At 69.2% G+C, this 11,377-nt stretch carries 13 protein-coding genes; 7 read left to right on the top strand and 6 right to left on the bottom strand.

All coding sequences use genetic code 11. The features are described from left to right. Window positions 1-188: 188 nt before the first annotated feature. From GD880_RS18930 to GD880_RS18915, 4 genes are all read left to right on the top strand, one after another. A complete protein-coding gene (locus tag GD880_RS18930; RefSeq protein ID WP_152233170.1) occupies window positions 189-797 on the top strand; it encodes a TetR/AcrR family transcriptional regulator in 609 nt (202 codons plus the stop codon). 120 nt (window positions 798-917) lie between these two features. Continuing rightward, a complete protein-coding gene (locus GD880_RS18925) occupies window positions 918-1,415 on the top strand; it encodes a flavin reductase family protein (protein ID WP_152233169.1) in 498 nt (165 codons plus the stop codon). Then, a complete protein-coding gene (locus GD880_RS18920; RefSeq protein ID WP_152233168.1) occupies window positions 1,412-2,971 on the top strand; it encodes a 4-hydroxyphenylacetate 3-hydroxylase N-terminal domain-containing protein in 1,560 nt (519 codons plus the stop codon). The genes GD880_RS18925 and GD880_RS18920 overlap by 4 nt, the downstream gene beginning before the upstream one ends. 308 nt (window positions 2,972-3,279) lie before the next feature. After that, window positions 3,280-3,861, top strand: a complete 582-nt coding sequence (locus GD880_RS18915) for a thymidine kinase (RefSeq protein ID WP_152233167.1) — start codon at window positions 3,280-3,282, stop codon at window positions 3,859-3,861. A gap of 75 nt (window positions 3,862-3,936) precedes the next feature. Here the strand turns inward: GD880_RS18915 and GD880_RS18910 are convergent, their stop codons facing one another. The 5 genes from GD880_RS18910 to GD880_RS18890 form a co-directional block, all read right to left on the bottom strand. After that, window positions 3,937-4,692, bottom strand: coding sequence for a sulfite exporter TauE/SafE family protein (locus GD880_RS18910; RefSeq protein ID WP_152233166.1), 756 nt, complete (start codon window positions 4,690-4,692; stop codon window positions 3,937-3,939). Between the two features lie 190 nt (window positions 4,693-4,882). Then, window positions 4,883-5,443 carry a nuclear transport factor 2 family protein gene (locus GD880_RS18905; protein ID WP_152233165.1) on the bottom strand — a complete coding sequence of 187 codons (561 nt, stop codon included), beginning with the start codon at window positions 5,441-5,443 and terminating at the stop codon, window positions 4,883-4,885. Further along, entirely contained in the window at window positions 5,440-5,949 is a 510-nt protein-coding gene (locus GD880_RS18900) for a nuclear transport factor 2 family protein (protein ID WP_152233164.1), read from the bottom strand. Before GD880_RS18900 ends, GD880_RS18905 begins: the two co-directional genes overlap by 4 nt. 3 nt (window positions 5,950-5,952) lie before the next feature. Next, window positions 5,953-7,308, bottom strand: a complete 1,356-nt coding sequence (locus tag GD880_RS18895) for an MFS transporter (RefSeq protein ID WP_152233163.1) — start codon at window positions 7,306-7,308, stop codon at window positions 5,953-5,955. 45 nt (window positions 7,309-7,353) lie between these two features. Next, a complete protein-coding gene (locus GD880_RS18890) occupies window positions 7,354-8,082 on the bottom strand; it encodes an IclR family transcriptional regulator (protein ID WP_152233162.1) in 729 nt (242 codons plus the stop codon). Window positions 8,083-8,285: 203 nt separating this feature from the next. On the opposite strand from GD880_RS18890, the gene GD880_RS21075 reads away from it, so the two are divergent. Beyond that, a complete protein-coding gene (locus tag GD880_RS21075; RefSeq protein ID WP_264372302.1) occupies window positions 8,286-8,408 on the top strand; it encodes a hypothetical protein in 123 nt (40 codons plus the stop codon). Window positions 8,409-8,770: 362 nt separating this feature from the next. On the opposite strand, the gene GD880_RS18885 is transcribed toward GD880_RS21075, so the two are convergent. After that, complete coding sequence (locus tag GD880_RS18885) at window positions 8,771-9,364, bottom strand: helix-turn-helix domain-containing protein (protein ID WP_226909827.1); 594 nt, start codon at window positions 9,362-9,364, stop codon at window positions 8,771-8,773. A 78-nt stretch (window positions 9,365-9,442) separates the two neighbouring features. Between GD880_RS18885 and GD880_RS18880 the strand changes: the two genes are divergently transcribed. Together GD880_RS18880 and GD880_RS18875 are read left to right on the top strand one after the other, a co-directional pair. Continuing rightward, entirely contained in the window at window positions 9,443-10,717 is a 1,275-nt protein-coding gene (locus GD880_RS18880; protein ID WP_152233160.1) for a vWA domain-containing protein, read from the top strand. Window positions 10,718-10,850: 133 nt separating this feature from the next. Then, window positions 10,851-11,270 carry an ADP-ribosylglycohydrolase family protein gene (locus GD880_RS18875; RefSeq protein WP_264372301.1) on the top strand — a complete coding sequence of 140 codons (420 nt, stop codon included), beginning with the start codon at window positions 10,851-10,853 and terminating at the stop codon, window positions 11,268-11,270. Window positions 11,271-11,377 lie beyond the last annotated feature (107 nt).

The raw sequence follows: 11,377 nt of genomic DNA, 5'->3' as shown, positions 1-11,377 counted from the left end.
CCGGGGCTCGTCAGCCCCTAGTAAGTCGTCACGGCCCGCGCTTGTCGTTGTGACGGGTGCATAGGAACACCTCCACGGATTGGTCACGGGTCACATTGGGCCGGTCGTTCTTCCGGTCTTAGTGTTCGGGAAACCCGGCGGGCAATCCGTCGGCGAAGTCTCCGTCACCGTCGACCCAGGGAGGTTCGATGCTGGTCTCGACTGCCCGCGTGGGTACGAGTCCCGGCTCCCGGGTCCGCCGGTACGACCCCGAGCGACGGCTCCGCATCGTCGAGTCCGCGCTCGAGGTCATCGAGGAGCACGGGATTGCCGCCCTCACCTTCCGTGCGGTGGCGGCCGCGGCCGACGTGCCGCTCGGGTCCACGACCTACCACTTCGTGGACAAGGACGAGCTCCTCGAGGCCACCGTCCGGCTCGCCCGGGAACGCAGCCGGGACACCGCTCGCGTCATCCTGGCGGACGCGGTCGGCCGGCTCGGACTGTCCGGCGGAATCGCCCACCTCGTCGAGGAGCTCACGTACCACCGGCACGACCGACTCGTGCTCGAGCACGACCTCTATCTGGCGGCGATCCATCGGCCCTCCCTCAGGGCAGAGAGCCGGCGGTGGTCCGACGACTTCGCCGAGATCGTCGGCGAGTACACCGATCCCCTCACCGGCCGGACGGTTGGCCTCCTGTTCGACGGCCTCTGCCTCCGGGCGGCCGTCCTGGATCACCGCTTCCGTGCCGCTGATGTCGAGCCTCTCGTCCACCGGCTGCTTCAGGGAATGAGGCTCGCCGACCGCGGCATCACCTGAGGCGGCGCAGTCAGACATCGGCACCCACCCGTGAGGCGCCGCCCCTGGCCTCCACCCTCTCGCAGCACCTTGTCTCACCCTGTCCCGCTCTGTACGAACGTCCATATGACGGAGGTCCCGATGACCGTCGCCACTTCGACCGTGGAACCGAGAGAGTTCCGAACGGCGCTAGGCCGCTTCGCCAGCGGCGTGATCGTCATGACGGCGACCTCGCCCCAGGGCGATGTCCGCGGCATGACCGCCAGCTCGTTCCTCTCGGTGTCGCTCGATCCACCGCTCGTCCTCGTCTCGGTCGACCGGCGCACCCGCATGCACGACTTTCTCGGCCCCATCGACCACTACGGGGTCAGCGTGCTCACCCACGACCAGCAGGACGTCGCCGGCCACTTCGCCGGACGTTCCAGCGGGCTCGAGCCGCGCTTCGTGTGGCGGGACGGCGTCCCGCTCGTCGACGGTGCCCTCGCCCACCTCACCTGCCGCATGCACGACCGGCACACGGCGGGGGACCACACCCTGTTCATCGGGGAGGTCCGCACCATCGAGTACGGCGAGGGCGCACCCCTGATCTTCTTCTCCGGCGCCTTCGACCGCCTCACCCCCAAAGGAGCTCTCGCATGACCGTGTCACAGACGTCGCCCGCGGCCGCCACCGCTACCGCCCGGCCGCAGACGGGGGAGGAGTACCTGGAGAGCCTCCGTGACGGGCGCGAGGTCTGGATCTACGGCGAGCGGATCGGCGACGTCACCACGCATCCCGCGTACCGCAACTCGGCCCGCTCCATCGCGCGGCTCTACGACGCGCTCCACGACCCGGCCACCAACGCCGACCTCGTCGCCCCCACGGACACCGGTAACGGCGGCTACACGCACGCCTTCTTCAAGGCCCCCCGGACGAAGGACGAGCTGCGCGCCGGCCGCGACGCGATCGCCGGCTGGCAGCGGCTCGTGTGGGGCTGGATGGGCCGCACGCCCGACTACAAGGCCTCGCTCATCACCACCCTCGGCGCCGATCCTGAGTTCTTCGGCGAGTACGCAGCGAACGCGCGCAACTGGTACACCCGCGTTCAGGAGGACGTCCTGCACGTCGGCCACGCCATCGTCCACCCGCCGGTGGACCGCAGCCGCGGCGTCGAGGAGGTCGGGGACGTCTTCGTCCACGTCGAGGAGGAGACCGACGGCGGCCTGATCGTCAGCGGCGCGAAGGTCGTGGCCACGGGGTCACCGCTGACCCAGTACGTATTCATTTCTCACTTCGGCGCGACGCTGGGGAAGAAGGAGTTCGCGCTCATCTTCATGGCCCCGGTCAACGGCCAGGGCGTGAAGTTCTTCTCCCGCGCCTCCTACGAGTCCGTGGCCGCGACGGCGGCCAGCCCCTTCGACTACCCGCTCACCAGCAGGTTCGACGAGAACGACGCGATCATCGTCTTCGACCGGGCCCTCATCCCTTGGGAGAACGTCCTCGTCTACGACCCGCAGAAGGTCACCGAGTTCAACGGCGCCGCCGGCTGGATGTCCCGGGCCGCCCTGCAGGCCTCCACCCGCCTGATGACCAAGCTCGACTTCGTCACCGGCCTGGTGAGCAAGGCCCTCGACATCACCGGCTCGGGCCAGTTTCGGGGCGTCCAGGCCGGCCTCGGGGAGATCATGGCGTTCCGGCACATGGTCGCCGGGCTCAACGACGGGATGATCCAGGGCGCGCGGCCCGGCTTCGGCGGCATCATGACGCCGAGCGAGGAGTACGCGCTCGCGTTCGCGGCGCTGACGCCGGGGCTGTACACCCGGATGAAACAGATCATCGAGACGATCATCGCCTCGGGCCTGATCTACCTGAACTCCAACGCCGTCGACTTCGCCACCGCCGAGGTACGGCCTTATCTCGACCGCTTCCTGCGCGGGTCGAACGGCCGCACCGCCCTCGACCGGTCCAAGGTGATGAAGGCCCTGTGGGACTCCATCGGCAGCGAGTTCGGCTCCCGCCACGAGCTCTACGAGCTCAACTACTGGGGCCAGCCCGAGAAGAGCTACCTCGACATCCTCGGACTGGCCCAGGAGTCTGGCGAGCTCGACCGCGTCCGCGGCTTCGCCGAAGCGTTCATGGCCGAGTACGACCTCGCCGGGTGGACAGCGCCGGACCTCATCAACCCCACCGACGTCAGCACCATCCGCCGCGCCTGACCACGAGGAGCGTTGTTGCGCCGGCCGCGCCGGGCACCACCGAGGGCATCGCCGAGCACATGGCCCCGAGCAGGCCTCGTTGACCGACCGGGCAGGCCTCGGTGACACGACAGGGTGTCCAGGCCGCCCGCGTCGGCGGCGGTGGCAACGGCGGCCAGGTCCTGGGCCAGGCGCGGCGGTCCGCCCGGTCAGGTGTTTTTGGTGACGTCCAGACTGATGCGCATGGCTCCTCCTCGAACACCGAGCCCGGTTCCATAGAGGCCATCATCAGGCCAGCCGACCGAGCGGGGCTGGCTAGTCTGCGGCGCATGCGCAGAGAAGCCTCCGGTCGGTTGCAGGTGGTGTGCGGCCCGATGTTCGCTGGGAAGTCCGAGGAGCTCGTGCGGCGGGTGCGCCGTGCCCAGCTCGCCGGGCTCGCCGTCGAGGTGATCAACCACGCGCTCGACGAGCGGCACGGTGCCGCTCAGGTGGCCTCCCACTCGGGTCTGCGCGTGTCGTCCCGCCCGGCGTCGGACGTGGACGCGCTGATGGAGCTGGTCCGCGGCCAAGAGCTGGACCTCCTCGCCATCGACGAGGCGCAGTTCTTCGGTGCGGACCTGGTGCCGGCCGTCGGCGCGCTCGTGCTCGCGGGCACCACGGTGGTCGTCGCCGGGCTGTGCGTGACGTTCGACGGTCGGCCGTTCGAGCCGCTGCCCTCGCTGATGGCGCTCGCCGAAGACGTGACGAAGCTGACGGCGGTGTGCGCCGTCTGTGGGGAGGACGCCGGGTTCCACCAGCGCGTCCTACCGGGGGACGTCGGTGACGACGCCCTCGTCCGGGCCGCCGAGCACGTCGGCGGGATCGAGACCTACCAGGCCCGGTGCCGGCGCCACTTCGACGCTGTTGCCTGAGACGCCCGGGCGTGGCTACCCCATCCGCGGTGCCACGTGTGGGCCGTGTACCGACACCGGTCACGGCGATCGAGCCTAGAGGCGGGCGAAGAGGTAAGCCGAAACCAGGACCCCGAACGTCACGATGACCACGCGCAGAACTGCCGTCGGGATCCACCTGGCGACCTTCGCGCCGAGGATTCCGCCCAGAAGACTGGCCGGGGCGGCGACCGCGACGACGACCCAGCTCACCGGGCCCCAGATGCCGAAGATCAGCAGCGTCACGGTCGCGGTCACAGCAGAGATTGCGGACTTGAGCGCGTTCGCCAGCTTGAGGTTGCGCAGCCCGAGCCCGAGGACGGCGACCAGGATGACGCCGAGCGCGCCGCCGAAGTAGCCACCGTAGACGGTGGCCAGGAAGAGCACGGCGTAGAGCCAGGCCGGGTCTGACGAGGAACCGGCGCGCTCTACGCCTCGCAGTCGTCTGGTGATCAGCGGCTGGGCGGCGAGCAGCAGGCTTGCCAGCAGGACGAGTACCGGGACGATGACGTCGAACGCCGAGGCCGGCGTGGTCAGCAGCAGGACGGAGCCCGCGGCCCCGCCCGCCGCGCCGACGGCGCCGAACCGCACCAGCCGACCGCGCTGGCCGGCGTACTCGGGGCGGAACCCGACGACTCCGCCGATGTAGCCGGGCCATTGGGCGATGGAGTTGGTGACGTTGGCGGCGATCGGGCCCATTCCCAGCGCGACAAGAACCGGGAAGAGGATCAGCGACCCGCCGCCGGCGATCGAGTTGATTGCGCCAGCGGCTAGGGCGACCGCGGCAACGACGAGCAGGTCGACCGTCGACATGAGCGCCAAGCCTATGAAAACCGCGGTGATACGTGAGCGAAATCGGTCGCCGACCGGTGCCGGCGGTGGGCCGCGTTCGAAGGGTTCTGCTCGATCGGGTTGCGACGGGGGGCGACGAAGGCCCCGCCGCAGCTGTCGAGCTGCCGCGGGGCCTTCGTAGTGGTGAAGCGTGCGGGCTTAGACGCGTCGCCTACTGGAGTGGGCCGCGGCCAAACATGGATAGGGCCTGGTAACTGCGGTCGTGGGGGCCTGGCTGGCTGATCTCCATGGCGAAGGCGCCCTCGTAGAGCGCCTTGTCGACCGGGCGCTCGTGGATCCAGTCGCGGATGACCTCCCGGTAGACGATGCGCCACTGTCCGTTGCGGCGCTCGTACCGGTTGAAGGTCCGGCTCGCGGCGATCAGCTCGCGCGAGGAGTTGTCGAACCGGTGATACGAGAGCCGGTGCGTTTCGCCCTCCGCACGGTCGCCGTCGACGCGGTACCACTCGTTGAGCAGGTAGTGGGTCGTCATCTCGTACTTGGTGGCGAAGTCTTCGAGGATCCACAGCACCCAGTCCTCGGCGCTACCCTCATTCATGTAGCCGTGTACGACCGTGGCGTCCGGGAAGAATATCGAGCGAAGCAGCTCTGGATCACGGCGGTCGATGCCGCGGCAATAGGCAACCTCGAGCTCGTGGAACCTGTCCTTCGCCCTGAGCTCGTCAAGAGCTGCGGCCATGGCGGCCACAGGTGTTTGCTCTTCGACAGTCATGACGTCCGTTCTGCGTTGGTGGTGGTCACCGAGTCAGCGGGCTCCGGGGTTCGGCGGGGAACCCAGTTCCACTGGGCCTCGTCGAAGCCGTCGACGCCGAGCGCCTCGGAACGCCGGTACTGGATGCGCCACCCGTCCTCGGTGCGGACAAGCTCGTCGCGGTACCGCAGCCGCGCGATGCCGGTGGTCATGTCCCATCGCTGGTGCCAGGCGGTGACGTACGTCAGCGCCGTGGCCACGTCGCCGGTCATCTCAATGAGGGACTGCCCGAGGATGTGCTGGGTCCGGCGGAAGAGCGCCTGGCGTTCCTTCATCCCGCGCAGGACGTCCTCGCGGCCCCTGATCGGGCCGCCTCGTCCGGGGCCCTGGTCCATGGTGCAGTCGGGCGTGAAGACGTCGGTGAGGGCGTCAATGTCGTACTCATCGAGGTGGACGCAATACCGGGCCAGCACGTCGACGATCTCGGACTTGGCGGCTACGGCAGCGGGGCCAAGCATCTGCTGCATTCTTCAGGCTCCTTCGGCGGCAAGTGCGCGGCCGTCGCTCGCCGGCGCAACCTCGGTGGCCTTGCCAAACGGCCGGCCGGCGGTCTCGGGGGCGAAGTACGCGGCGAGGGCGCCCAGTGCACAGACGGCGGCGACGTAGATGGTTACCGGCATGAGGCCACCCCAGCCGTAGAGGGCGGTGGCGATGAACGGTGCGAAGCCGCCTCCGATGACGCCACCGACCTGGGCGGCGACGTTGACGCCGGTGGTGCGCACGTCGTCGTCGAAGAGCTCAGCGAGGTAGGACGGCTGCGGGCCGTACTGAGGGTCGCGACCGATGTTGATGATGAGGATGAACGCCAGGAGGACCAGGACCGGTGAGGCGGTCTCCACCATCGGGAAGAAGATGAAGGGCAGGATGACCGAGAGGATCGCTCCACCGAGGTAGAGCGGCCGCCGCCCGACGCGGTCGGAGAGGCTACCGAAGAACGGCAAGGTCACGATCGCCAAGGTCACCACGACCAGGGTGGAGGTCAGCGCGACCTGGCGGTCCATGCCGAGGATGCTCTCGGTGTAGAAGAGGGTGAAGACGGTGACGATGTAGTACGTCACGCTCTCAGGCAGACGCAGCCCCGCGGCGATCAACAGCTCCTTGGGGTGGCGCTTGAAGACCTCGATGACCGGACTCTTCTTCTTGGGCGCGCCCTCCTGTGCCGCCTGGAAGACCTCGGTCTCCTTGAGGGTGCGGCGCATGATCAAGCCGGTGATGCAGAGGACGAGACTCAGCAGGAACGGCACACGCCAGCCCCACGCGAGGAACTGGTCGTCAGGCAGGAGCGAGACGAGGGAGAAGACGCCCGTGCTGAGCAGGGTCCCCACCCCGCCGCTGATCTGCAGCCAGCCGCCGAAGAGCCCGCGGCGTCGCGGAGGGGCAGATTCGACGATCATCGCCGCTGCCGAGCCCCACTCGCCGCCGACAGCGATGCCCTGAATGACACGGAGCACTACGAGGAGGACCGGCGCCCAGACGCCGATCGACGCAGCCGTGGGCAGGGCACCGATGAGCGCAGTCGAGATGCCCATGATGAGCAGGGTCGTGATCAGTGTGAACTTGCGGCCGAACTTGTCGCCGAGGTGACCGAAGATCACCCCGCCGAACGGGCGTGCGACGAAGCCGACGCCGAGAGTCGCGAAGGAGGCAAGAACGCCGCCGAGTTCACCAGCCTCGGGGAAGAACAGTCGGTTGAAGACGAGTGCGGCGGCGGTGCCGTACAGGAAGAAGTCGTACCACTCCATGACGGTGCCGACGACAGAGGCACCGGTGACACGCCGGATCTGGGAGTGGTCGGGGTTAGGGGTTTTTGGGCGCAGTTGAGCCACGGCTGTACTCCTTCGTACGTCGGGAGGGGTTGGGCCACGTGGTCCCTAGGGGACCTCGGCAAGTGAGTCGGTGATGGCTTCCGCCGCGCGGATGAGCGGCTCGGAGAATGGGGAGAGTTCGCCGTCGTCGACCATCTCGACGGGGATGGAGAGTGTGAGGCTTCCGAGGATTCGCCCGTCGGCATCGAACAGCGGGGCCGCGAGGCCCGCCGTCTCCGGGTCCACCTCGGCGACGGTGAGGGCGAAGCCGGCCCTGCGGATGTGACGCAGGTGTGCGCGGAACTCCTCCCAAGTCTCACCCAGCTTGGCCGCCCGGAGGTCGTCCGGGCGGGAAAGGGCGAGGTTCTTCAATGTGTTCGTCGGCAGATGCGCGAGGATCACCTTGCCGGCGGCCCCCCGCATGAGTGGCATCGGCTTCCCGCGCCCCCAACTCGTTCGCCATGGGCCAAGGGGTGCGGCCTGTGCGATGCAGACGACGGCGTCCTTGTAGTAGCTGCAGACGAACGCATTGAGATTGAGCTCGGTACTCAGCGACCGCATCTGTGGTTCCGCAGCGACGAGCAAGGGGTCACTCAGACGGATCTGTCGGTCGAGCTCGATGATCCGCGCGCCGAGGCTGAACCTGCCGCCCGGCTGGGGCGCCAGCAGGCCAGCATCGGTGAGCGTCTTGAGGTACCGGTAACTGGTCGTGCGGGAACAGCCGAGCGCTTCCCCCACCTCCACCGCAGTGCATGTGGGCTGCTCCGCCGAAAGCAGGTCGAGAACGCTCAGCATGCGACTGAGACTGTCGCCGCCAGTCGCGCGACCCGGCTGTGCTACCCGGCCGTCCGGTGTGTCAGGAACAGCGCGGAGGGCGGAACTGCGTCGAGACACCGGCTTTCCTTCCTACAGAGCACTAGCGACTGCAGCCACAGTACGACATCACAGGAATCGGGTCAAAACCCGTAATGCGGGATTTCTGATCGAGTATGTCGCAGGTGCCCATGACGCCGCGCGGGTCCTCCGGGGAGCCGGTGCGGGTGGTGGACGTGGACGTGTCGGCCGAGGACGCCGTCGCCGAGGCGGGCGACGCCGTCGAGGCGCTGCTCGACGAGGAATGAGAGCCCGGCCAGGTCGCGCTGCTGACCACGGGCGCCGGCACCCCGAGCAGCGCCACAACGTCGAGCTCGCCGGCTACCAGGAGTACTGGGGCGACTTCTTGTGGGCGAGGACGTCTTCTATGGGCACGCCCTAGGCTTCAAGGGCCTCGAACGCCCGGTGGTGGTCCTGTGTGTCAATGGCTTCCGGGCCACCGAACGGGCGCGGGAGATCCTCTACACGGGCTGTCGCGGGCAAGTGTGCTGCTCGTCGTCGTTGGGTCGCGGGCGCTGGTCGAGGAGATCGGCGGCGAGGGCGTCCGGCGGCGGCTGGCCTCCGCCAAGACGTGGGCGGTGCCGGCGACGACGTAGCGGTGCCGCCCCCTTCAGGACTCGGTGGCCCGACGCACCTGCTCCTGCACCATCTCCGCCATGAGCTGGCTCTGCGCCAGCGCGAGGGCGTTCAGGCGGCTGGTAGACGGAAGGCTGCGGAGCACGGTCGCGATCTCGTCGGCCACCGCGGCGACGTCTTGCGGATGGGAAGGTTCGGAACGCTCGGGCGCCGCGTCGGCGGATAGCGGCGCTTCCGCGCGGTGAACCGCCGAATCAGCGGCAGGCGCTGCCTGATCGCTCCTGCGTAATGCTGTGCCAGCGGCATAGGTTGGGTTGGTGATCCAGGAAGTCGAACGGGACCGTTCACGCGGGCTGGTCGTTCGCTGGGCCTCACCGCCTGACGCCCGGACGAGGTCCTCCACCGGCAGGCCCAGCGCGTCGGCGAGTTTGCGGGCCGAACCCATGGATGGTGCGCGGTAGCCGCCCTCCAGCTGGGAGATGTAGGGGTAGGACAGGCCCGTCTCCTCGACGACGTCGCGGCGGGACAGACTAAGTTCCTCGCGCCGCGCGCGCAGCAGCCGGGCGAGGTCGGCGTACCGACCCTTGCCGCTCGAACTTCCTATGCTCACGGCATTGACCGCCTTCAATAGACGCATTATGCTTATGCAGCATAGCCCGGATCGCCCAGCCAGGGAAGCCGGTGACCGCCAAGGAAGGGGTCCACCATGCACATCGCCACGCACCTCGACGTCGACGTCCTCACCCTCGAGGATGACGCCACCCTCTCGCTCCTCCTCGAGATCACCGCGCCGACCCCTTCGACCGACACCCAGCGGCCGGCCGCCACGCTTGAGGTCGTCCTCGACCGCAGCGGCTCGATGAGTGGTGCGCCGCTGGAGGGGGCCAAGGCGGCCCTGCTCGCCGTCGTCGACCGCCTCGACCCGCACGACCGCTTCGGCGTGGTCACCTTCGACACCGAGGCCGCCGTCGTCGTGCCTGCCGGGCCGCTGAAAGACAAGGCCGCGGTCAAGCGCGCCATCGAGAGGATCGGACCTGGCGGCATGACGGATCTCGCCGCCGGGTACCTCCGCGGGCTCAAGGAGGCCCGCCGGGCCGCCACCGCGGCCGGCGCCACTCTGGCCCTCATCAGCGACGGGCACGCCAACAGCGGCGAGACGCGGCCCGACGTCCTCGGCGCGGTCGCAGCCAAGGCCCGCACGCAGGGCGTGACGACGTCGTCGCTGGGCTATGGCCTCGGCTACGACGAGCGGCTGCTCTCCGCACTCGCCCGCGGCGGCGCCGGCAACGAGGCCTTCGCCGAGGACCCTGACGCCGCCGGCCAGGCCATCGCCGGCGAGGTCGACGGGCTGCTCAGCCAGGCCGCGCAGGCCGCCACGCTGTTGGTGACCATGTCGCCGGCGGTGCGCGCGCTGCGCGTGGTCAACGACCTGCCGACCAACTCCGTCGAGCAGGGCGTGCAGGTGGAGCTCGGCGGGCTGTATGCGGGGGAGACGCGCAAGCTCGTCCTCACCTTCGACATCCCGGGGCTGTCCACGCTCGGCCTGCTCCAGGTCGCCGAGCTGACCCTGAACTACGTCGAGCTGCCGGCGCTGGAGGAGCACACCATCACCGTGCCGGTGCATGTCAACGTCGTGCCGGGCGACGACGCCGCCGGGCGGGTGCCCGACCCCGTCGTGCGCACCGAGCTCGCCTACCTCGAGGCGCAGCGCGCCAAGCGGGAGGCCTCCACCCTGCTCAGCAAGGGCGACGCCGCCGCGGCGCTGCGCCACTTGCAGAGCAGCGCCGGACTCGTGGGCGACGCACTCGCCGGGGCGCCCGCGGCCATGGTCGCCGACCTGCGGGAGGAGGCCGCGTCGCTGACCGCGCTCATGGCGGACGTGCACGACGGTGCCCTCTCCCGGGCGGCGAAGACGTCCTCGATGGAGGCGTCGGTGCGGTCGCGGACGCGGGGCCGCCGGCGACCGAGCGCCACGTTCTGATCCTGCTGACCGGCCGGACGGGCACGAGGTCTCCTGCCTCAAACCGTCCATTCAAGACCAAAACGCTGATAGATCACCTTCAGATGGACGGGAGGTCCGGATGGACCCAGCAACGAAGGATCGCGCAGCCGGCGTGCTGCTCGCCCAGGCCTGCGGTGACGCCCTAGGCGTGCAGTACGAATTCGCCACTCCGCCGGAAGGTGAGGCGGAGATGATCGGCGGCGGGCTGGGCCCGTACGCGCCGGGGCAGTGGAGCGACGACACGCAGATGGCGCTGTGCATCGCTCGCGTCGCCGCCACCGGCGCGGACCTCCGCTCGGCCGATGCCCTGGATGAGATCGCCGACGCGTTCGAGGGCTGGCTGCGGGAGGGGGCCACCGACGTCGGCACCCAGACCCGGGCGGTGCTTGGCGCTGCGGCTCGCCTGAAGGGACGCGCTTCCGAGCGGCTCACCAGGGGCGCCCGGGAGTTGCACGAGCGCACCGGCCGCACAGCAGGAAACGGTGCACTCATGCGCACCGCGGTCGTCGGCCTGATGATGACGCTCAGGTGAAACTCCCCAGACCTGCTCACTGAAATTCCCCACCCGTGTGGCTCCGCCGACGACGGTGGGGCCCCCTCGACGATGGCGGTCTCTGACCACCAGCCATCACCTCGAGG

Source organism: Georgenia ruanii (genome assembly GCF_009193175.1).
In the GTDB taxonomy this organism is placed as follows: Bacteria; Actinomycetota; Actinomycetes; order Actinomycetales; family Actinomycetaceae; genus Georgenia; species Georgenia ruanii.
This window is presented reverse-complemented; position numbering and strand designations above follow the sequence as displayed.